Origin of the sequence: Psychrobacter piscatorii (assembly GCF_904846415.1) — a bacterium.
GTDB lineage: Bacteria > Pseudomonadota > Gammaproteobacteria > Pseudomonadales > Moraxellaceae > Psychrobacter > Psychrobacter piscatorii.
The window spans coordinates 1-23782 of sequence record NZ_CAJHAR010000007.1; the positions used below are offsets into that span (position 1 = coordinate 1).

Sequence of the window (23782 nt, forward strand, 5' to 3'; positions counted from 1 at the left end):
GAACTTCTTTGCCAAGATTAAGCAGTATCGTGCGATTGCCACTCGCTATGATAAGTTAGCCAGTCATTTCCTTAGTGCCATTCACTTAGTTTCTTGTGTCGTTTGGCTTAATTGATGACACGCCCTAAATCATCAGCATCTACCATGAATTGACCAGCTTTAATACCAACGTATGATTGGCCAGCACCATAAGAAATGGCTGCTTGTGCGCTCATGGTCATTACTGAGCCTGCGATTACTGCAAGTAACGCTTTTTGTAGATTTTTCATAAACTATTCTCAACCTTGGATTCAATAAACAAATAATTTGTTGAATATCAAATACTACTCAACTATTTTCTACTTGTTATTAGTAGTGGCGGTATCATACCAAATTATTTACCAAAGTAAACATGTGTTGCAAAAATATTTTACAGGCATAAAAAAACGACCATATGAAATGGTCGTTTTTTCGTTTTTGACTATAGGTATGAGTACGCTATATTATCTTAGAACTTTAAGTTAGCGCCTACAGTAAGCAGCTTAGTGTCTGCATCACTATCCATCATGGCATATTCTGTTTCGACATTGAAGTTAGGATTCACCGCATAACCAAGACCGATACCACCAGCAATACCAGTATCACTCACTGAATCGCTGCTACCGTTATCAAAATCAGCTTCTAGCTCTGTTTTAGCGATACCAAGTTTACCTTTGGCATATAGTGCAGTATTTGGGAACATATAACGGTAAGTACCGTACGCGCCATAAGTTTTGGTATCATAGTCGCCAGCATTGTTATCTAGGTCAGCATCATCTGAACCAACATATTCAACTTCCATACCAAAGTTAGGATCGAAGTTATAACCAGCATACACACCATAAGCAGTTGGATCGTCGCCACTTACATCATTGTCAAATTGACCAATTTTAGCACCAACATACGGTTGACCTGTGTAACCGTTACCATAGTTAACGGCAGCTTGTGCACCTACAGTAAGTAAAGAACCAGTTGCTAGTGCAAGTATAGTTTTTTGTAGAGTTTTCATTATTAGCTCCTTCAAGTAAATTTGGACAAACAAGTTATTTAGTTGTATTGACCATTTGGCCCTATCGCCTTGTTTGCTAACGATGAGTACATAGTAACAAACTATTTCAGACACTCTGTCAGTGTTTAATGGTATGAGAGTTAAGATTTGAAAGCATTTGTCAGCGCTCGGGTTACAAAGGCTGATATATGAAACTTTTTGTTACACATCACGTTTTTGTGCAATAATCCCTACTCATTGTGTTCCGCGTATACTGACGAATAAAGAAAAAGGACGGCTCTGTATGTCAGCTTCACTCAATGCACAGCTGCAAAACGCCCTCTTACAGCTAAGAGACAAACAACAGTATCGTAAGCTACCAGATATCGAACATCAAGGAAGATACGTAATCAATGAGGGCAATACTTTATTAAATATTGCCAGCAACGATTATCTAGGTTTGGGCAGTAATGCTGAGTTGCAGCGTGAGTTTTTCGAGTTTATTCAGCAATCAATGGACTGTTTGCCCAAAATGAGCGCAACATCATCGCGCCTGTTAACTGGTAACGATACACAGCTACAGGCATTAGAGTATGAGCTACAAGCTTGGTATGAAACCGCAGCTGGAATAAATCAAACCGCGACGAAATCTGCACTAGTATTAAATAGTGGCTACCATGCCAATATCGGGATTTTACCTGCATTGACTGCACTATCAGTGAAAACGATTATTTTGGCAGACAAGTTGGTACACGCCAGTATGATTGATGGTATCAGGCTAAGCGAAAGCAAGCGCTGCCTGTATCGCCGCTATCGACACAATGATTATGCGCATTTGGCTGCTATGCTTATGCAGGTTGAAGAGGATGTGGAGCGCATCATCATCGTCACCGAAAGTATTTTTAGTATGGACGGGGATCGTGCTGATCTACCCGCTTTAGTTAAGCTAAAAGCCACTGACAGTCGTATCGAGCTATATATCGATGAAGCCCATGCCGTCGGTGTCCTTGGAGAGCAAGGGTTAGGTCTGGCTGAAGAAACAAATACCCTAACTGAGATTGACTACCTAGTGGGTACGTTTGGTAAAGCATTTGCTTCCGTTGGCGCTTATATTCTATGTGATGAGGTGGTTAGATCATGGCTGATTAATCAGATGCGTCCGCTGATTTTTAGTACCGCATTGCCACCGATAAACCATGCTTGGACACGATTTATTTTGGCAAAAATGCCACAGCTACAGACGCGGCGACAGCATTTGGCGCAGATTTCATTACGACTGAGCCAAGCCATTAGCCCTGAATATCGTGTGGCATCGGCAGGACAAGAGCTTGTTTACGAGTCACCCATTGTGCCTTATATTTTGGGTGACAATGCGCGTACCATGGCCAAGGCAAAACAGCTCCAAGCCGCTGGATTTTATGCCTTACCTATTAGGCCACCGACCGTCCCTGCCAATACATCACGTATTCGTCTGGTGCTTAATGCAGCTATCACCCATGCCGATTGCGAGCGATTAATAACGCAGTTATCAACATGATGTCTGCTGCCTTTTGAGCATTACGATATCTATTTATACTGAAGAACCTTTATGGAATATCCTTTCACTGCATCCAAACTCAGTACCCGCAAGCAAGCCATCGCACGGCATTTTTCTCAAGCCAGTCAGTATGACAACCATGCTCATATTCAACAGCAAGTTTGTGCTGAGTTGATAAGCCGTATCACACGTAAACAGCACGATAGTGTGCTTGAGGTCGGTGCAGGTACAGGACAGTTGACGCAGCTGCTAGCAGCATATGTAAAAAGCGCGCGATGGGTTATCAATGAATTGTCAGAACGGCAAGCCACTTATTTGCAGAAAATGTTGCCGCAAGCAAAGATATTAATTGGCGATGCTGAAACGATGGATTTAGGCGGTGAGTACAGCTTAGTCATCAGTGCCAATGCGATACAATGGTTTGATAATCCACTCAGCTTTATCGCACAGTCAGCCTCACGGCTAAAACCTAATGGACAGTTACTACTCAGTACTTTTACCCCAGATAATTTTTTGCAAATAAAGACACTGACACGGCAAGGACTGCATTATCCAGATATTAGTGAATGGCAATCAGCACTGGATCAAGCAGGATTTCAACACATAAGGCTATCAACGCAGCGTTTTAACGTGCCATTTGCCCGGCCTTATGATGTGCTTAAACATATGAAGATGACAGGTGTGTCTACCAATCAAATACATAGCAATCAAACCTGTGGCAAGCAAACGATTGGTGAGAAAACGTCTAACACACAGCCTTTTGTCTGGACCAAAACCCGCTTGCAAGCATTCGAGCGCGACTATTGGCAGCAGTTTTCGGGTATAGATGAGGACGGTCAACCTTGCGTGTATCTGACTTACGACGTACTAATGATTGATGCGCGTTTGCCATAATGGCACGCTTGAAAATATATACTTGAATATCAGGCATAAAAAAACGCATCTCAAAAGATGCGTTTTTTTGATCTAGCTAATTTAGTCTAACTAGCGATTAAATCAGCCTTGAAAATTAAGTAATTGCTTACTTTTTGTCTTCGTCTACTTCAGTGAACTCAGCATCAACGACATCGTCATCTGCTTGGTTGCTACCAGCAGCGTCAGCACCTTGTTGGAACTGACTTGGATCCATACCCTCGCTACCTGCGCCACTGTCAGCATAAATCTTCTGGCTAACTGGCAAGAATGCATTGTCTAACGCTTCAAGCTTGGCTTTGATTTCGTCATGGTCATCTTCTTTTGCCGCCGCTTCAAGCTCAGTGATGGCAGATTCTACTGTTGATTTTTCTTCATCAGTGACTTTATCTTCTGCTTCTTTCAGCGCTTTTTGTACCGCATGGATACGACCATCTGCTTCGTTACGAACTTGCGCTAGATTAGCGAATTTCTCATCTTCAGCAGCATTAGCTTCTGCATCGCGAACCATTTGTTCGACTTCTTCGTCCGACAAGCCAGAATCCGCTTTGATTTGGATGCTTTGCGCTTTACCAGTACCTTTATCGGTTGCTGAGATGTTCATGATACCATCAGCATTGATATCAAACGACACTTCGATTTGTGGTAAGCCACGTGGTGCTGGTGGGATATCCGTCAAGTCAAAACGACCAAGCAGTTTGTTTTGGTTAGCGATTTTACGCTCACCTTGATATACCTGAATCGTTACTGCTGGCTGGTTATCTTCAGCTGTTGAGAATACCTGTGATTTCTTGGTAGGAATCATAGTGTTTTTCTCGATAACTGGCGTCATCACACCGCCCATCGTTTCGATACCTAGCGTCAATGGCGTTACATCAAGTAGCAATACGTCAGTTTTATCACCAGACAATACTGCGCCTTGGATTGCCGCACCAGCTGCCACAGCTTCATCAGGGTTCACATCTTTGCGTGGCTCTTGACCGAAGAATTCTTGTACTTTTTGTTGTACTAGCGGCATACGCGTCTGACCACCAACGAGGATGACGTCATCGATATCGCCAATTTTTAGGCCAGCATCTTCAAGGGCAATCTTACAAGGACCCATGGTGCGCTGTACTAACTCTTCCGTTAGGCTCTCTAGTTTTGAGCGACTGATGGTCACAACCAAATGCTTAGGACCGCTGCTATCAGCAGTAATATATGGCAAGTTCACTTCAGTGCTTTGTGCACTTGATAGTTCAATCTTCGCTTTTTCTGCCGCTTCTTTTAGACGCTGCATCGCAAGAGAGTCACCTTTTAGGTTAACGTCTTGTTCTTTTTTGAATTCAGCTACTAAGAAATCGATCAATGCTGAGTCGAAATCTTCACCACCAAGGAACGTATCACCGTTGGTCGCTAGTACTTCAAACTGTTGCTCACCGTCAACGTCTGCAATTTCGATGATTGAGATATCGAAAGTACCACCACCCAAGTCATATACAGCAACGGTGCTATCGCCTTGCTTCTTATCCATACCATAAGCAAGTGCCGCAGCAGTTGGCTCATTGATGATACGTTTTACATCAAGGCCCGCAATTTTACCCGCATCTTTGGTTGCTTGACGCTGTGAGTCATTGAAGTAAGCAGGTACGGTTACAACTGCCTCAGTCACGCTCTCACCAAGATAATCTTCTGCTGTTTTTTTCATTTTTTTCAAGATTTCAGCAGAAACCTGTGGTGGCGCAAGCTTTTTACCGTTGATTTCTACCCACGCATCGCCGTTGTCTGCTTTAGCGATTTTGTAAGGAACCATACCTATATCTTTTTGCACGACTTTGTCATCAAAACGACGACCGATCAAACGCTTAATCGCAAACAATGTGTTGCTTGGATTGGTGACCGCTTGACGCTTCGCTGACTGACCAACCAATGTTTCGTCATCTTTATAAGCGACGATTGATGGTGTGGTACGCGTACCTTCAGCATTTTCGATGACTTTAACTTTGTCACCTTCCATTACTGCTACACACGAGTTAGTCGTACCTAAATCAATACCAATTACTTTACCCATAATCAATTGCTCCTAATTTGTTTTTAACTATAAATACTTATTTATCCAGACCGTAGTCGGTCACTTGTTGCTATATATCGGTTTGCTTGTTGTATTTTTCAAGGCGGCAATCAAGCAAAAACAGTCTTTCATGTGATTTTTTGTGAAAAACCTTTATATTAGTAGGGTTTAGCCCCCAAAAATATTATTGACCAACACGTACCATGGCTGGACGTAGTAGACGACCGTTTAAGCTATAGCCTTTTTGTAGGACTGTACCGACGGTGTCAGCTTCTGCTTCTGGATCGATACCCACTGCTTCATGGAAGTTCGCGTTGAATTTCTCACCTTCTGGATCAACCACTTCTACGCCATGACGTGTGAGTACAGAGACCAATGCTTTGTGAGTTAGTTGAACCCCTTCAGCGACTGGATCATTTGCGTCTGCGTTTTCGATAGCACGCTCTAAGTTATCAACGATATCGAGTAGCTCTTTTGCAAATTTTTGAAGAGCGAATTTTTTGCTCTTGTCCGCTTCTTGCTCGGCGCGCTTTTGTGCATTGTAAGCTTCAGCGTTGGCGCGAGCAGTGCTTTCTTTGGCCTGCTTCACTTCACCTTCTAATTCAGCAATGCGCGCTTTGAATGTGTCAAGGTTGATCTCGTTTTCAATCGTGGCTTCTTCGCCTGAGTTGTTCTTTGGATCAAACTCATCCAAGGTTTCTTCTAAGATACTTTCTTTATGCTCAACATTGTCATGTACGACCGTTTGGTCAAAGTTTTCTTGGTTGGTATTTTGCTCGCTCATGATAGCTCCTTGGAATGTCAATAATAATTGAGATAAGACACAATAAATCAGCCAATCGCTGGCTGTATTATGCCTTTATCAGATACTTAACGGTTATCACTCATTTTTTATATTAATACGCTCTAATAGCTGCTTGATAAAGGTAGTAAGTATAAATTTCAAGCCTAAAGCAAAGGAATTTTTCGCATTTACGACAAATATGGTTAGATCTTTCTTTAAACCAAGTACTCAGCATTTCTCCGCTGTGTCAACTGGTCTCAATATACGTTAACAAAACGTACAAAAAACCGTCAATTATTCTAAATAGGTTACCGTTGCTACCCACGCCATTACTAAATAACACCCTGTTTTACGCACTACTGCCTTATTATTGCTACAAATATTATTCCTTACCTTAAAGTGTACGCTGATGTAACAGTAAACACTCAAAAACAGTTATGAGAGATGTTATGTCTAATTCAACAGTATCATCAATCAATACCTTACTGAACAAAACATTGATGGCGCTGCATTTGGCGTCGAACGATGAGATGATTAGTGAAGCGAAAGACAATAGTGTGCAAAAAAAGCGTTTGAGTGTGAAAGAAAAAATGCTCAGTTATAACCCAATGACACATTGCCAGCCACACACTTTGCACTACGCGATGAAAGGTCTTGGCTATCTACCAACGCCAGTATTAGAAGGTTTGATTGGTTACTTAAAAGGACCTCACTCAAAGCAATATCTGCACGCCAATGCTCATTTGCGCCTGATCCTCGCGGTGAATAGTCATCTTAAGACGCCATTAGAGCTGACGCCCATGCACGAGCTCCGTGAAAGGTTTGCTGCGGATGCGGTAGCGATGCAAGCACCGAGCGTATGGCACCAAGCGGGTGGCAGTATGCTAAGTAACATTAAACCTTTTATCAAAAAAGGTGAAACACCTGTCAATTGGGAAGATAAAACCATAGCCAACGCGGATGATGGCGATATGACCATTCGCTGCTATCAGGCAGGTACCAAGAGCGTTGGCTCTAAAAAAAGACGTGCTCATAACCCTGACCAAACTGCCATGTTGTTTTTTCATGGTGGTGGATTTTGTATCGGTGATGTCGATACACATCATGAGTTCTGTCACGCGGTCTGTGAGCAGACTGGTTGGCCCGTGGTCAGTGTGGATTATCGCTTGGCTCCTGAGTGTCCTGCACCCGCAGCATTAAAAGACTGTATCACCGCTTATGCTTGGTTGGCTGAGCATTGCCATACCTTAGGAGCCTTACCGTCACGTATCGTTCTTGCAGGCGATAGCGCAGGTGGTGGCCTTTCTACCTTGATTGCACAGCAACTCACCGCACCAAACGAAAACGCTTGGTTAGATTTAGGCGCAGATGGTCAGAAAATGTTTGATCTATTAAAGAAGCTACCTGCGCCGCTAGCACAGATGCCTTTGTATCCTGTGACTGATATTGAGACAGATTATCCGAGTTGGGAGCTGTATGGTGAAGGCCTGTTATTGGATCACGCTGATGTGGCAGTATTTGACGCCGCTTGTCTTGAAAATAGTCCATTGCCACGCATACATATACTAAATTCGCCAATGCTTGGTGATAACAGCAAAGTATGTCCAACCTATATCGTCGCCGCTGAACTCGATGTATTGCGTGATGAGGCATTTGCTTATGCCAAGCAGCTAAAGAGTTATAAAGTCCCTGTTGAGACCCATACTGTGTTGGGCGCACCGCATGGATTTATTCATTTTATGAGCGTGCATCAAGGACTTGGGCAGGAAACAAAAAATATTATTCATGGTTTTGGCGGCTTCGTCCGTGAGGTTATTAGTACAAAATCGCAGCTCGTGGCGTAGCGGCTAGTTAATACTACTCATTTATTAGTATGACCAGAAACGGTAATTAACCAAATCTCTGAGCGTGAGCCTAACCGGAATGGAATACCCCAAAATCCATAACCAGAGGACACCACAAAGTGTCCTCTGCCGACTGCTTCATACCCGTAACCTACTCTATTGATAGCACTTACGATAAAGTTAGCGGGGAAAACCTGCCCATTATGAGTATGCCCTGATACCTGTAGATCTATTGGTAACTGACTATGCTCATCAATATCGCTTGGTCTATGATCCAGCAGTATCACTGGCTGTGAAGTATCAACTTTCGCGAGCAGATCAGTTGTCGCGACACGCTGGCGTTTATGATTATCAAAACGTCCAACCAGCCATATAGGCTGCCCCTCATGTTCGATACCAAGCACGTCATCATTTAATAAATGTACGCCTGCATCGACTAACGCTTGGCTAATTGGCTGTTCGTGCCCATACAAATCATGATTACCTAGCGTTGCATAGACGCCGTATGGCAGGCTGCTGCATAGCTCAGCTAAGTTTTTTGCCATATTATAGTTATTAAATGCGTCTGTATTGTCATCCATGATATCGCCTGGCATAAGCAGCATATCAGCCTGCGAATCAATCATTAGACGGTTCAACCTATCTATCGCTGCTACGCCAAATAATCGTCCTAAATGTAGGTCACTCGCGACCGCAATGCGCAATGGTTTAGCGAGCGGTTTGTTGATACTAATGGACAGCTTGCGTACGACTGGCACATAAGCACTATGCAGCGCATAAGAGAATAGTCCTATAAATATAATCAAGGCTAGGGCGCGTAATCCAATAGCGATACTGCTCAGGTCATTGTTCGCATTACCTGACAGCAAGACTATTAGCCAATATCCACCATAGAGTAGGCTTATCAGCAATGCCGTGAGCAGCATAAAATGCATAACCAACATCCAACCGCTAACCCAGCGGTAGCTATTGGCAAACGCTCTTTTGACACTTAATATCAACAACCCATTAGTAATGATAAATATAGCAGACCATATAGCGATCCGGAGCGCTGGCGTGATCCAAGGCTGTAACCACCACTGTAAGCTTAGAGCAGCGCCCGCACTAAACAGCTGCAAGAGCAAAAAAATGGTGATGAAAAATGCGTAACGCATGGATTGCCCTTAGACAGAAATACAATCTAGTGAATATTTAATATAAGCTGACCTTCTTATGTTTCACATGAAACAGTCACGACATAACTATCTCTGATCCTCTAATGCTTGTTTGAGTGTTACGTGCTTGAATGTGTAACCTGCATCTAATAGCGCTTGTGGCAGCACCTTTTGTCCATCAATCAGTAGCGTCGACATCTCGCCAAACATCAGCTTGAGTAAAAACTCTGGCAAGGTAAAAAGTGTCGGCCGATGTAACCATGAGCCAAGCGTTTTTGTAAAAGTATGGTTACTCACGGGATTGGGCGCAGTGAGATTATAGACAAAGGCTGGCGTATCACTTCTTGTCTCTATGACATTATCACTATGTGAAACTCTTTGTTTATGGCCAAATTGACTGACAAGATGCTGCTCAATAATAAAAATCGCCGCCCCCACCCAATCGTCACGGCTAATCCAGCTCATAATTTGTTGACCATCACCCAACTGCCCGCCAACGCCAAACTTAAATGGCAGTAGTAATTTGGCCACCATACCACCTTCAGGATGTATCACAACACCTGTTCGTACAATAGCGACAGGGACATCGTAATTAGTCGCTTTGAGCGCCAAGCTCTCCCACTCCTCACATAAGCGATGGGCAAAGTCTGTCTCAAAACTGCTGTGTTCAGTCAATGGCTTATCACCTTGCGTGCCGTACCAACCGATTGCTGAGCCGCTTACTAGTAGTTTTGGCTTTGTTGCCGTACGTTCGATGAAGCTTAATATCGATTGAGTAGGCTTAATACGACTGGCTATTAATTGCTCTTTGCGCTCATCGCTCCAACGCGCGTCAGCAATACCTGCGCCAGCTAAGTTCATTATGACATCAAAGCTCATATCAGACTTTTCAAGCTCGTCATAAGTCATCATACTGATGTCATCAGGGTGATCTTGACTGCTATCTCTGGTCAGCCAAGTAATCATCACCTCTTTACCTTGCGTGCGATACCGTTCGATTAACTCTCGGCTAAACGCACTACCCAAAAACCCTGAGCCACCACTGATTAAAATATTCATAGTCACATCCTTACGTTGTGTTTTTCATTATTTAAAAGAAGACAACTCTTGATAATTATCGTGTTCTTTTTTACCCCTGTTGTCAAAACGGCTTTTACATGACTTTGGTAAGGCAATAAAGCTCGCGAGTGCTGCATTAATCGCGCCGAACAATCCTATGGCAATCATAAACGCTAGTAGCACGCCAATCTCTATCAAAGCATTTATACCTAAATATAGGACGATAACACCCATATAACATGCTGATGTTATAAACCCAATTAAAAATACCGTACTTATACTTTTGTGATCATCGCGCCATATATGTTTATAAGCGACAACAATACCCGTTAAGAGCGCAGGAATAAAACCAAGTAAACCCACATATAATAATGGCTGATAACCAATCTGAGCAAAATTAGCATTCCTAAAGATAAACAATAGACCCAGCTGGGCAAGTAGACCACTAATCACACTACCAATCCCTGCAAACAAAATAATCACCTGTATATAAGGATAACCTGTCAAATCGTTGTCTATTTTCATAGTATTTATCCTATTAATATTAATCGTTAATTAAGTATAAATAGTGTGCTGGTAGCGGCGATGGATTTGCGATGGATAATTGATGGTTAGTGACTTTTATAATTATATTAATCATGATTGTTTATTTTCTTAAATATTTTCTAACCGATTTTTGTATAAGCCTAGCGTATCCTCTACAAACTCATTCATCACCCACTTCCCCCAAAATCCTGCATAAAAATTCATATTGGTACTGATGCGATACGTCACATTAAAGGTGAGTTTGGTCGTATTGTCATTGACTGGTTCGAGGTCATACTGCCCATGTAATAGCTTAAAATGCTCACCATTAATAGTGACATGATCATCAAGCGTCTTTGGCGGTACAGAATCAGGACCAAATACGAACTGCCAACGCAATTGACGGTTTGGAATTTGTGAAATTAAAGGTTCATCAAACTTGATATTGCCGTGCCATTCACACTTACGAACCCATTGACTATTTTCCCAAACAGTAATAGCCGACTTGGGCGTAGGCACTTGCATAAAGGGTAAGAGCTGGCTTTCTTGATAAAAGCCTTCAGGGTCAATATTGTCAATGTGATTGATAGTCTGCCAAACTTGTTCAGGGGCGGCTTTAATCAAGATGCTGTCAGTCACTTGATAAGTCTCAGGCATAGGCTCCAAAGGTGCAAACAATACCAATAATGGCAAGAACGCGACACTATACAACGCTTTAGTTTTCCATACTGTCAGACAGACTAGTCGCATACCCAGTCCGCCGAGCAGTAAAGCCACATAGATGATAGGCGATGCTATAACAATACAAATGGTGCCTTCTTTTAGTATGGGTACCGAAATCACTAAAATACCCAATACTAACCAAAACGTGAGTAAGAAGACCCGACCAGTAGCAATAGGTTTATGGTAGCTGGCTAGGTATACCATGGTTGCGCTAATAAATAGAGGGACACCCAATAAAAACTGCATACTGAGTAAATTCTCTCCATCTTCAGCGACTTTATAACAAAAGATGAACTCTAATAACATCAGTCCAAGCATGATCGTTATCGGCAACAATTTGCGTACGGTTGAACGTGGGACATAAATTTGCTCGACCGCTTCTTCTGCCTGCTCAGCGTCACTTTGATCTGCGATTCGTGTTGTTATAGCCAGTTCATCTTCTGGCAAACGAGTCGCAGGTGCAATCTCATTGTCATTATCCAAAGAGCGCTCATTATCATTTTTATCAGTATCTGAACCCATGACGATATCCTTAGCAGCAGCATTTCTGATTACTTATATTATTTCTTTTATTTCTGTTAAAAAAGAAATAAAAGGTCAAATTTTTTATTTTAAAATAGGTTAGCGCAGTACTTTCTTGATACTAGCGCCCAGTTTTAAGATCTTTTTGAGCGCGCTAGTCGGTAGTTTAAGCATCTCAGACGACCACGTCGTCACGGTCTTAACGAATTGCTGCGTTTCTTGAATGCGGGTTTTTACCTCGCTATTCTCATGTTCAAACTCAGGACTGTCCATTAATGCTTGTAAAAACTGTACGGTTGGGTCAAGTTCCCGTTTTTGTCGCTCAATGACGATAATACGCGCCAGCTCCCATACATCAGTATTAGTCGTGAAGTGGTCACGGCGATCACCCAATATAGAGACCTTTTCCACTAGCCCCCAGTTTTGTAATTCCTTAATACTATTCGAAACGTTAGAGCGTGCAACACCTAGCGTTTCGGTAATCTCTTCTGCATTGAGCGGCTTACCAATAATATAAAGCAAGGCATGGATCTGTGACATGGTGCGGTTAACGCCCCACTGCGTGCCCATCTCACCCCAATGTAAGACAAATTTTTCCGTCACAGGATTTAATTTCATAATAGAAGTCGCTGGTTTTTGATAAAATATAGTAAATACTTTGGCTTATCTTGCGCCATTCTTTTGTTTCTGTCAACAGTGAAATTTTAATTGTATCTATTATTGAAACGATACCGCTATTGCTGGCTTTTTTATCGAACAATAGCTCCTGTCGTTGCATCACAGATTTGGCTGGGTAAGATATAACCTAGAGTATCAGCCTGAAAATAGCCAATCTGCTCACCAAAGTAACCATGGGCGGTATCAAAGGTGCTGGCAGGCGATTGACCTGACGGGTTGCAACTAGTCGAAACAATGAAGCCAAATGGGTTATTTGCGCTGACCATCTGTTGGCATATTTCTCGTATGATAGGATGGGCGATGACCCTGACCGCAATAGTCTGATGCTCACCCATTATCCATGAGGGCATCGTGGTCGAAAGTGTCTGAGGAATGGGTAATAACCAAGTATGCGCTTGGCGATTTTTTAACTCGCCGTCATTAACATCTGGCTGCCAGCTATCGATAATTTGCTGGCGCTGGGCATTATTTAAAGAGGTTAGTAGAGGTGACAAACGCTCTACGCTATCGGTAATGACGATCATGCCTTTGGCTTGCGGACGTTGTTTAATATCCAAGATACGCTGCACAGCGGCTTTATTATAAGGGTCGCAACCGATACCCCAAACGCTTTCTGTTGGGTATGCAAGCAGCTTTCCTTCTTTAAGCCAGTTTGCAGCTTGTGTGGCAGAGTCAGTGATAAGAGGTATAGATTGGCTCATAGCTTACATGTTTCATGCTGGAATAGAGACACTAATAATAGCACAAGAGACAGGCTGACTAAGGTAGCGATATTTAGAATCCATCCTACTTATTCTTATGTGGTAGTTAGGAGTGACGATTCGCTATACACGTAAATAGCGTCCGCCTTGCACACTGATGACGCCCATTAGCTCAAGTTCCATCAGCTGTCCAATCAGTTGTGGCGGCGCAAGATTAGTGGCAATAATAAGCGCATCTAAATCCTGTCCATGCCAATCGAGCTGCTCATAGATTTGTGTTAAATGCTCAGGGACAACGATCGCGCTACGAGGGGTTTTGATATGAGAAGGTTCTGGCTGACTGACCGTTGTGACAGAGCCCGTCTCTACATTTAAAGCGTCAGAGGACTGAGTTACCTGCGATTGTTGGCTATTAGCGCTTGTAGTAGTATCTGTTGGTCTATACGAGCGCTTGCCATAATCAAGCTGACCATTGACGTCTTCTAACACCTGCTGAGGATGGTAAATCAACGTCGCCCCTTCACGTATTAAGTGATGGCAGCCCTCAGCATTGCTATTATCAATATGACTTGGAATGGCAAAGACTTGTTTGCCCTGCTCAGAAGTTAAACGGGCAGTAATGAGCGAACCACTTTTGATCTTTGCTTCGGTCACAATCGTGGCTAGACTCAGCCCAGCTACCAGACGGTTACGGCGCGGGAAGGTATGCTTGTGCGGCTGAGTATGAGGTAGTAGCTCACTAATAATGCAGCCACCTTGATCGATGATTTGAGCAAATAACTGGTCACGATGATTGGGATAATTCACATCAATCCCTGTCCCCATCACGCCGATAGTACGACCTTGATAGTCAAGATCAGTCTGCGCCAAAGCGCCTAGATGAGCCCGTTTGTCCATGCCTATCGCCAGACCACTGGTGATGATATACCCTGCCTGTGCCAGATATTGCGCCATATCAAACGTGATTTTTTGAGCATGAGCTGTTGGTTTTCGACTGCCTACGATAGCAATTTGAGCTTGATGCAGGCGCGCGCTATTTCCTCGAAAGAATAATAATGGCGGCGGATCATAAATATGAAGAAGCTGAGCAGGATAGTCAGGCTGACCGGCAAACAATAAACCATAGCGACCATCTAGAAGCGCTTGCTGTATCTTATCAATAGCAGCATGTGTTTGCTCTGGCTGTTCATGACGTTTGAGATGCGTGTGATGAATGCCTAACTGCTTCCATGCCTCTACCTTGGCTTGCCACGCGAGCTGCGCGTCACCATAAGTGGTAACAAGCTTGTGATAAGCAGATAAGGACGCATTCACCTCATACCACAGCGCCAATATGGCACGCTGATCGTCGGATAAAGAAGAGGTGACTGCGGTCATTGTCATCTGTCTCGTTTGGGCAAACTTAGTAAAATCGCTTCACAAAGCCTTATGTGCTTATAGATAAGGGGGTGGCAATAGTTGGTCGCCGACATTGAGTGGTAGCTCAGAGTCAAGTACGTAAGCATAGCTGATATTATCAAAGGTATTAAATACCATCACCATACCGCTTGGCTCATTTGGCAAGCGTACCGGCATATCATTATCCTTAACGTCTCGCACCAACGGGCCTTTTTGATACACGGTCAGTACGTCACCTGGTTTGGCACCATGCAAGCTGCCTAAATTGATCGCTACCACGCTGCCTTTAGCGGCAGAGCTGATTGAATCCATTACTCGCACAATCATACCACCACGACTGACGCTGGCAGGCGTTGGATAAAAGACAGGCGGAATAGCGTTGTCCAACTCGACAAACACGCGATCACCTTCACGCACTTCTTTGTCATAACTGTCAGTAAGCTGCAAACTGGTGACGCCATTACTTTCTGTCGAAGTAACAAGGCCAGTCGCTACTTGCGTGACTTCCAGACCGATAACTTCTTGAGTTTTAGGATCAACGTACAGGTCACCTTCGCGGTATACGCCATAGCGCTGACCAACGATCAGCGGCACCCCTTTGGCATAGACTTTATCACCGCTGGCCGTGATTAGGTTACGGTTTTTGGACGCCAAAATATACGGTGTGGTATTGAAATCTTCTGGATTCACAATGAGCGTTTTATCAAGCCAATGCTGAATAGCAGACCATGGAATAGGCGGAATACTATTGGCCGTTGAGGTCACGGCGATAGTACTGGCAACGACATTACCCGTTAGCTGCTTTTCGATACCAGCACAGCCTTCTCCTGTATCGACTCCTATCAGCGTCTTACCTTGAATCACACAAAGGATAAGAATGTCATCTGGATAAATAAGGTTTGGGTTTTTGATTTGCTTGTTGGTTGCCCAAATCTCTTTCCAGCGCCATGGACTGTCGAGGTAGCGGCCTGAGATATCCCATAGGGTATCGCCTTTTTTGACGATATAGCGATTGGGGGCATCTGCTTTTATGGTAGGTGGTGGATTATTGGCGTGGGCTGTGGTCATCAACATGGCACTGCTAAATGTCGTAACTAATAATCCTTTTACCAGTGCTTTTGCTGTCTTTTTTAAGCTCATCTTCATGGTTATATCCACAATATGTACCACTGTTTTGGTCACAATAAATCAAACTTAATTCATCACTTTAAAGAAATTTTACTTTATTAAAAAATCAATATTATCAGCGATTTATAAGTATCACTCTTGTGGCAACTATAGGGCAGCTGTTCAGTATAATTGGCTAGATTCATTCCTAAAAAAACGTCTAGCAAAATAATGACTCGCTGACGCTGTTTCTAATACTACAATTATATCTACCATAACACAATCATAAACACTTTATTACAATGGTGTAACTTTTATACAAACGCTTCTATCTATAGAAGACGAGCTTAAAACGTTTATCGCTTATGCGGGATTTGGTGCAACATGTTGACGAATTTGCTCAGCGACCAGTTCAGCACTATTTTCTAATACCACAACATGTTGCGGTAGGCTCTCTAAACCTTCTGTATGAGCCGGACGCTCGATGTCGATTTGCCCCACTGCTTCGACAATAGTGTCAGCAAATTTAACAGGCAACGCGGTCTCTGCACAGATAATGATTTCACCCTCACGCTGTAGCTCTTTGGCAACCTTGATACCGTCAGCCGTATGCGGATCGACAAGTTCGCCATGCGTTTCATACAACGCTTTGATCGTATTTAAACGATCGCTATGGGTTGATTTGCCAGCAGCAAAGCCATAACGCGTATTGACCGCTTCCATCAAATCAGACAAATCAAACCCTTGTCCTGATTTTACGCCGTCAAACAACTCATGGACGCGTGCGCTGTCTTTATCCAGCAACAAGTAAACAAAGCGTTCAAAGTTCGAAGCTTTAGAGATATCCATCGATGGACTTGAGGTTACATAGGTTTTGTCGGTGGGGCGCGGCTGATAAGCACCTTGGTTAAAGAAGTCATTGAGTACGTCGTTTTCATTGGTGGCAACAATCAAACGCTCAACGGGCAGACCCATTTCACGAGCGATGTGACCGGCGCAAATGTTACCGAAGTTGCCTGATGGGACGCTAAAACTAACTTTTTCATCGTTGCTTGCCGTCACCGCAAAATAGGCCTTAAAGTAATAAACGATCTGCGCTAGGATGCGTCCCCAGTTGATAGAGTTAACCGTACCCAAGTCATACTGGGCTTTGAAATCAGCGTCTTGCTGTAAGGCTTTTACAATATCCTGACAGTCATCAAACATGCCATCGATGGCGATATTATGAATATTATCGTCGGTCAAGCTATACATCTGCGCACGCTGAAACTCACTCATTTTGCCATGCGGTGACAGCATAAAGACTTCGACATTTTCTTTGCCACGCAACGCGTATTCCGCTGCACTTCCCGTATCGCCGCTAGTTGCGCCAATAATAGTGATACGTGCCTCTTTTCTTTTGAGGACATATTCGAAGGCATTGCCTAGGAACTGCATAGCAACGTCTTTAAATGCCAATGTGGGGCCGTTTGATAACCCTAAAATGTATAAATTGTCTTCGAGCTTGCGAACAGGGACAATATCATCAGAGCCAAATATATCAGCCGTATAAGTACGCTCGATAATATCCTGCAAATCAACTGCAGGAATATCAGTGGCAAAGCGCTGCATAATCGCCATCGCGAGCTGTGGATAGCTAAGCGTACGCCACTCATCGAGTACAGCGCTATCAATCGTTGGATAATGCTCAGGCAACATCAAGCCGCCATCTGGTGCAAGGCCCATCAATAGCACATCACTAAAGTCCATCGGTGCTGTCTGACCACGAGTACTGATATATTTCATTAGATTGTCCTGTCTACAATAATGTTATTCAATAGTTAAAAATGGTTTATTCAGCAGTCTTTTGCAACAGCGCATAATAAAAACCATCACCGCTCTCGCTATCAATCGGTAAGCACTGACGACCGATGGTTTGCGCGATGCCCCAATTACAATCCTCGGTAAACTCAATCACTACTGCGTCATTATGATGAGTGATAAAGTCCTGCATTTGCTCGACGTTTTCTTGCTTTAAGATAGAGCATGTGACATAAAGCAAATAACCACCGGCTTTGAGTTGTGGCCACAAGTTATGCAAGATATCTGCTTGCAACAGTGCCGTTTGCTCGATGTCTTCTTCGGTACGCAGGATACTGATATCTGGATGACGGCGAATCACGCCAGTCGCGGTACAAGGAGAATCCAATAATATCGCATCAAATACTGGCTCATTGGTCGCGGCTTTTTTATTTTTTCCATGCTGCCATCTGGTTGCATCAGCGCAGATAACGTTAAGAGCGATATTTTTCTCAGCTTGCTCTAAATCTTGCTGCTTTAAGTTTAGACGCTGCAAGTTGTCATAAATACGCTCGATACGTGGTGCTTCGTTATCAATAGCCGTTAGCTTGATTTTGGAAGCTAGAGATTTCGCTTCTGCATCATCTTGTTTCACGTGAAACAACGATGATTCGTCATTAGCGCTTATGAGCTCTAACCAGTGAGCAAGCTTGCCACCAGGCGCAGCACAAGCATCTAGAATATGTATCTCGTTATTTGTATTTTCCGTATCAGACTTTTCAGCGCTGAGCTTCGCCATTAACGCTTTATTGATAATGGGGGCTGCAAGCTGAGCATGCATATCTTGTACGCTAGCAGTGCCTTCAGCAAAATGAGGCAAAGCATTGACAGCGGTAGTCTGATGCAGTCTTAAGCCTTTGGTCGATAGTGTTGTAGCAGTATTTGACAAGTTCGCTACGCTAAAACCAGTCGTTAGCTCAACGACATCTGCATCAATTTCTGCGCCGTACAATGACTGTTGATAATCTTCTACTGGAGTAACTGCCGAGTTGACTCGCAAAAACATCGGTGCCGCTTGGCGCAAGCCTTGGGTCAGCTCATCATACTGCTCACTCCAATCTTGCTTAAGCTGATAGGCAAGCCAATTTGGCAAGCTATGCTTTTTATCGCACTTCTTACGGAATTTACTCGGGTTTTTGGCGACTTTACGCAAGATAGCATTGATTAAGCCTGTTGCATGCGCAAACTCAATTTCTTTTGCGGCTTCAACGGTTTCATGAATCGCGGCATGGTCTGCCACTTCTAAATACAGCAATTGCACCAAACCCACTTGAATCGTGGTACGAACTTCGACCTCGTCAATAGGGTTGTCCGCGAGCGTGTCGAGCAATCGCGCAAGGGCATGCCATTGGCGTAACGTGGTCAGTAATAATGCATGTGCAAAACCTTTATCACCATCGTGCAAGCTGTTTAATAACGGGTCAAGCACGCTTGAGAGCGACTGACCATTTTGAATAGCAAGCAAGGTGCGAATCACACGCACGCGCACGCTGCCATTCATAATCAGGTTGCTTGATGGCTTGAGTTTGTTGTTTATAGGTGCATTGTTTTTAGACGCGCTGTTGGTTTGTCTCATGAAGTTGTATTTCCTTGACGTATGATCGATCGCGTCTTGTGCTAGTAGGGTTAGATGTCGTTAAAGCTATTTAGATAAAGCTATTTTGATTCTGCTGTGAATTGATCACCGTCGTTTAGCTGATTGCCATGACAAAGCTGTTCCGCCGTCATTGGCTTACCGCCAGCAAACTGTAATTTGGTTATCGCCAATGTATTGCTGAGTTGTACGTCATGAGCGTCTTTATCATTTGGTTGTTCAACCTCTTGACCGCAAGCCACCAAAATTGCCTTGCGCCCGACACTCACAACCGTACCAGCAGGCTTATCTGTTTTTTGCGTGGTATTGATGGGTAGTGCAGCGAGTATTTTGACACGCTGCCCTTCTAGAAAAGTATAAGCGCCTGGCCATGGCGTCAATCCACGAATTTGACGCTCGATGGTAGCAGCAGGTTGTGTCCAGTCAATCTCACCTTCAGTTTTTACGAGCTTTTCGGCATAATTTGCCTGACTGTCATCTTGAGTGACTGCCTGTGCTTGATAATGTGATAACTCTTTTAATACTGTAGCGATAGCCGTCGCACCAAGCGCTGCCATCTTATCATGCAGGCTAGCAGCAGTCTCATCAGGCTCTATACTAGCGCTCACCTTATAGAGCATATCACCGGTATCAAGCCCTTTATCCATTTGCATGATGGTAATACCTGTCTCATCATCGCCCGCTAATAAGGCGCGATGAATAGGCGCCGCACCGCGCCAACGTGGCAACAATGAGGCATGAATATTTAGACAACCATGCGTGGGTGTGGTCAATACCCCAATAGGCAAAATCAAACCGTAAGCGGCGACAATCATGAGATCTGGCTGATACGTACGCAACGTCTGTCGTGCTGCCATGCCTTCTGTGCTGGATTTTTTGAAGGTGACTGGCTGCTCTACCGCGATATCGTTCGCTAATGCCACTTCTTTGACAGCAGAGGCTGATAGTTTTTGGCCGCGTCCTGCTTTGCGATCGGGCTGGGTATATACCGCGACAATATCGATATTAAGTGCGTCTTGCTGGCGAATGAGCGCTTCTAGACTAATGGCAGCAAACTCAGGGGTGCCTGCAAATACGACTCTCAGTCGCTCGGTAGATAGTTTATTATTGTTTATAGATGTATTAGACAGATCAAAAGTGGCAGTAGTCATAGTCTTGCATTATATAAGGTTAATTTGTCCATTATAGGTGAGTTTACGACGTTGTGCCATAAGTGTGGTAGTCTCAATCCAGTATGACTAATGACGCTTTTTGCCTTTATAATATAAAAAGTGTCATTGCTCTAGTTATCGACCTTCTTATAGAATAAAAATACTTCGTCAGCAATACTCTATAAATAGCACACTATTATTCTGCTATAGATAATAAGAAGGTATCCGTACCAAGGTTTTGAATAAATCGATTACTATAAGAAACGATGATGATTTCACTATATATTCTTGTGTCGATATAGGGCCATGCTCTCATGCAACAGTTTCAGTCCTTACAGCGATTATTGATCTTCTATGCATCGACCTTACTGGTCATGCTACTGCTGTACTATGTCACGTTGTTTGATGGGTTGAGACATCATAGCGAACAACACAGTATAGATACTTTTCACGCGTTACAGCACAGTATTACTGAGCATGCCGCGCCTATCGATGTAGAAATAGAAAAAATCCTAAAACAGCCTGCTTTTGATCATATCAGTTATCAGCTTATTTTGATGATGCCATCTGGGCAAACTTATATCCATCGCAAGACTCAGCCTAACGAATCAGCTTTTACGACAGTAACGTTTCCCACAGTCAATTCAGCCACTTTTTCTAAGGATAACCAAAGTGCGTATACGGTCAGTAGTAGTGCTTTAACAGGAACGATAAAGCTCGAAAGTGGTCATCAGGTTTATGTTGTGTTGCGCTATGAGCCTTTGACTATCGACTGGACCTCGTACCGTTATTGGCTACCATTGATGGTGGCTCTGATACTGTTTTTTATCGCTTTGTTTTATACGCTCCACCGTCGAACCAACTGGGAGCAGCTAATAGCTTACACTGATAATTTGAGTGTTCATGCAAAAGAATCTTATACGCCGCCACCCTTTTTACAAGAAAAATCCACCACTGAGTTTTTGCTGCTAGGTCATGCACTGAGCCGTGTCAGCTATCAGCTACACAACGACTATCGACGTATCAAAACATTAAATCATCGTTTGGAGCGCTTGGTTGATCAATCACCGCTACCAATGCTGATGAGCTTACGTCACGGTCAGATTAGCTTCTATAATCAACGCTTTGAAAAAATATTTACACCCTCTGCCAAAAACGGACACAGTTATACACTCACTGACTTTGTCATGGGCAAAGATGAGGCGACTCAGCAAATACTTCAAACGCTAGCTGGTTTACAAGTCTCGCGTACATTAACCGTCTATGGAATAGACAACAAACAAGCCTACCAGTTGCATGCCACTCCATGGTTTGGTGAGCATGGACAAGTTCATGGTTTTACGGTATTGCTTAATGATGTCAGTGAGCTGGTTAATCAGAACGAGCAGTTGCAACAGCAAAATAAACAGCTACAGCGAAAGGTTGATGAGTTCAATAAACTCAGGTTTGTCATCGGTCATAAGTTGCGCATACCGCTAGAAGCTATGATCGATATCCTTGAGCCAATTGATCCGAACACATTGAATGCAAGACAAAACAAAACGCTAGATACTTTGATTACCACCAGTCAGAACATGCTGACCGCACTCAATGAGACGCTACATATAGGAAATATCGAGGTTAGAAAAGCCCGCCTTAATATTGAGCCCGTCGATATTTATAAGCTTGGTCAGGAAGTTAATGAGCTAATCATAAATGATATAAGGCAAAGAGGGCTTGAGCTGATTTACTTTTTTGCCCCAGACTGTCCACGCTCTATTGATACCGATGATGTGCGTCTTCGGCAAATTTTGCTGAATCTACTGCATAATGCCGTAAAATTTACCCCCTCCGGTCATGTTGCACTTATCATTGAACAAACCGACCATGAGCAAATGTCAGAGGCTAGCAAAGAGACCTTACAGTCTATCAATACAAACCTTACCACAGATGCAGTGAGTTGCTGGGTGCGCTTTAGTGTTCAGGACACTGGTATCGGTATCACATCTGCCAAACAGCATCAGCTTTTGTCGTACTTAAATAAACCCCATAGCCCAGATATCAACCCAGTAGCGCAGAATACTATCGATACAGGGTTGGGACTAAAAAACGTCAATAGCTTTGCGCGATTACTAGGTGGATTTATAGAACTAACCAGTACCGTTAATGAAGGTAGTGTGTTCAACCTTTATTTGCCTTGTCGACGTCCAAACTATCAGCCGGTATATCATCCTAGTCAGCACCTAAATCATACTTGCCTAATCGCGGTCGTCCATCAGCCGCTTGTCGCGCAACATTTACAGCGGCTTTGTGAGCACTTAGCAATATCTAGCACTATTTATACTTCTGTAGACCTAGCGACTATAGAGCGATTAACAGAACGCCTAAGTCGAGCTCAGCAAAGCTCAGCACCCATACTCCTACTAGATTATGAATACTATGATACCAGCGCGATCTTAGTTGGCAGCAAGACCAACGCTGACAGCTCAGCGAAATATCAAAACTCATTACCACAAGGGCAGTCTGACCTCACAAAACCCCATTTAACGCACAGCAATCATATAGTCACGAGCATCGATAGAAGACAGGCATTAAACAGCCTGCTCGCTAATACATCCTTACCTAAAATACTGTTTAGTATGAAATCTGAGCGTCGCATACCCTCTATGTTACTCGATCAGTGTGATGGCTTTTTGGCAAAGCCTTTAGATAGTGCGCTATTACTGTCTGAAATCCTGCGCTTGACAATGCCAGCTAGAAAAAAGCTAACACAAACACAAGATATTAAAGAGAACATTAGCGAGACAACTGTTCAAGAAGAAAGTTCACAGCCATTATCACCCCTTATCTTAGTAGTGGAAGATAGCCCAACCAATCAAAAAATAGCCTGCAAAATGTTGAGCAAACTTGGCTATCGCAGTATCGTTGCAGAAGATGGTCAGCAAGCGCTTGATATATTAGCCAGCAAGCGTGAGGAGATTTCCCTGATTTTGATGGATTGCCGGATGCCAGTCATGGACGGTCTACAAGCTACTCAGGCAATCCGCGCACAAGGCGACGACATACCTATTGTCGCGCTAACGGCGAATAATACAGAAGAGGATCGCAAGGCATGCATGCAAGTAGGTATGAACGAGTTTTTATCCAAACCTATCAGTAAAAAGGATCTAGAAACCGTTTTACAAAGCTTTATACAGCGTCAATAAAAGAATAAAAAAT

General features: G+C 43.5%; 20 protein-coding genes. 5 read left to right on the top strand and 15 right to left on the bottom strand.

Annotated elements, in window-relative coordinates:
* Nucleotides 1–115, top strand: a 115-nt coding sequence (locus JMX83_RS04625; RefSeq protein WP_162628550.1) for a transposase, incomplete at its 5' end; no start/stop codon positions are given.
* On the opposite strand, the gene JMX83_RS04630 is transcribed toward JMX83_RS04625, so the two are convergent.
* Nucleotides 108–269, bottom strand: coding sequence for a hypothetical protein (locus tag JMX83_RS04630; RefSeq protein WP_201599386.1), 162 nt, complete (start codon nt 267–269; stop codon nt 108–110). The genes JMX83_RS04625 and JMX83_RS04630 overlap by 8 nt on opposite strands.
* Nucleotides 270–487: 218 nt before the next feature.
* Nucleotides 488–1027 (bottom strand): porin family protein, encoded by a 540-nt coding sequence (locus tag JMX83_RS04635; RefSeq protein ID WP_201599387.1) that lies wholly within the window; start codon nt 1025–1027, stop codon nt 488–490.
* Between the two features lie 283 nt (nt 1028–1310).
* Between JMX83_RS04635 and JMX83_RS04640 the strand changes: the two genes are divergently transcribed.
* Nucleotides 1311–2543 (top strand): 8-amino-7-oxononanoate synthase, encoded by a 1233-nt coding sequence (locus JMX83_RS04640; RefSeq protein WP_201599388.1) that lies wholly within the window; start codon nt 1311–1313, stop codon nt 2541–2543.
* Nucleotides 2544–2594: 51 nt separating this feature from the next.
* Entirely contained in the window at nt 2595–3437 is an 843-nt protein-coding gene (locus JMX83_RS04645; protein WP_201599389.1) for a methyltransferase domain-containing protein, read from the top strand.
* A gap of 127 nt (nt 3438–3564) precedes the next feature.
* Here JMX83_RS04645 and dnaK read toward each other — a convergent pair whose 3' ends face one another.
* Both dnaK and grpE read right to left on the bottom strand, forming a co-directional pair.
* The gene (dnaK, locus tag JMX83_RS04650; RefSeq protein WP_201599390.1) at nt 3565–5505 is read right to left on the bottom strand and encodes a molecular chaperone DnaK; all 1941 of its coding nucleotides are present in this window, start codon (nt 5503–5505) and stop codon (nt 3565–3567) included.
* A 184-nt stretch (nt 5506–5689) separates the two neighbouring features.
* Nucleotides 5690–6289: a nucleotide exchange factor GrpE gene (gene grpE / locus JMX83_RS04655; RefSeq protein ID WP_201599391.1), complete on the bottom strand. Its 600-nt coding sequence runs from the start codon at nt 6287–6289 to the stop codon at nt 5690–5692.
* Between the two features lie 449 nt (nt 6290–6738).
* Between grpE and JMX83_RS04660 the strand changes: the two genes are divergently transcribed.
* Nucleotides 6739–8133 (top strand): alpha/beta hydrolase, encoded by a 1395-nt coding sequence (locus JMX83_RS04660; protein WP_201599392.1) that lies wholly within the window; start codon nt 6739–6741, stop codon nt 8131–8133.
* A 17-nt stretch (nt 8134–8150) separates the two neighbouring features.
* On the opposite strand, the gene JMX83_RS04665 is transcribed toward JMX83_RS04660, so the two are convergent.
* The 11 genes from JMX83_RS04665 to fmt all read right to left on the bottom strand — a co-directional run bounded on the left by JMX83_RS04665 (nt 8151) and on the right by fmt (nt 20584).
* Nucleotides 8151–9287, bottom strand: coding sequence for a metallophosphoesterase (locus JMX83_RS04665; protein WP_201599393.1), 1137 nt, complete (start codon nt 9285–9287; stop codon nt 8151–8153).
* Nucleotides 9288–9374: 87 nt separating this feature from the next.
* Nucleotides 9375–10346 carry an epimerase gene (locus JMX83_RS04670; RefSeq protein ID WP_201599394.1) on the bottom strand — a complete coding sequence of 324 codons (972 nt, stop codon included), beginning with the start codon at nt 10344–10346 and terminating at the stop codon, nt 9375–9377.
* A 27-nt stretch (nt 10347–10373) separates the two neighbouring features.
* Nucleotides 10374–10871, bottom strand: coding sequence for a hypothetical protein (locus tag JMX83_RS04675; protein ID WP_201599395.1), 498 nt, complete (start codon nt 10869–10871; stop codon nt 10374–10376).
* A 129-nt stretch (nt 10872–11000) separates the two neighbouring features.
* Complete coding sequence (locus tag JMX83_RS04680) at nt 11001–12116, bottom strand: SRPBCC family protein (protein WP_201599396.1); 1116 nt, start codon at nt 12114–12116, stop codon at nt 11001–11003.
* A gap of 99 nt (nt 12117–12215) precedes the next feature.
* On the bottom strand, nt 12216–12734 hold the full coding sequence (locus JMX83_RS04685) for a GbsR/MarR family transcriptional regulator (RefSeq protein ID WP_201599397.1): 519 nt from the start codon (nt 12732–12734) through the stop codon (nt 12216–12218).
* 131 nt (nt 12735–12865) lie between these two features.
* A complete protein-coding gene (locus tag JMX83_RS04690; protein ID WP_201599398.1) occupies nt 12866–13495 on the bottom strand; it encodes an L-threonylcarbamoyladenylate synthase in 630 nt (209 codons plus the stop codon).
* Nucleotides 13496–13618: 123 nt separating this feature from the next.
* Complete coding sequence (dprA, locus tag JMX83_RS04695; protein WP_201599486.1) at nt 13619–14872, bottom strand: DNA-processing protein DprA; 1254 nt, start codon at nt 14870–14872, stop codon at nt 13619–13621.
* Nucleotides 14873–14929: 57 nt separating this feature from the next.
* The gene (locus JMX83_RS04700) at nt 14930–16039 is read right to left on the bottom strand and encodes a LysM peptidoglycan-binding domain-containing protein (protein ID WP_227675738.1); all 1110 of its coding nucleotides are present in this window, start codon (nt 16037–16039) and stop codon (nt 14930–14932) included.
* A 324-nt stretch (nt 16040–16363) separates the two neighbouring features.
* Nucleotides 16364–17785 (bottom strand): threonine synthase, encoded by a 1422-nt coding sequence (thrC, locus tag JMX83_RS04705; protein WP_201599400.1) that lies wholly within the window; start codon nt 17783–17785, stop codon nt 16364–16366.
* 46 nt (nt 17786–17831) lie between these two features.
* Nucleotides 17832–19415 carry a transcription antitermination factor NusB gene (locus tag JMX83_RS04710; RefSeq protein ID WP_201599401.1) on the bottom strand — a complete coding sequence of 528 codons (1584 nt, stop codon included), beginning with the start codon at nt 19413–19415 and terminating at the stop codon, nt 17832–17834.
* 80 nt (nt 19416–19495) lie between these two features.
* Complete coding sequence (gene fmt, locus JMX83_RS04715; RefSeq protein ID WP_201599402.1) at nt 19496–20584, bottom strand: methionyl-tRNA formyltransferase; 1089 nt, start codon at nt 20582–20584, stop codon at nt 19496–19498.
* Between the two features lie 314 nt (nt 20585–20898).
* On the opposite strand from fmt, the gene JMX83_RS04720 reads away from it, so the two are divergent.
* Nucleotides 20899–23769: a response regulator gene (locus tag JMX83_RS04720; protein WP_201599403.1), complete on the top strand. Its 2871-nt coding sequence runs from the start codon at nt 20899–20901 to the stop codon at nt 23767–23769.
* Nucleotides 23770–23782 lie beyond the last annotated feature (13 nt).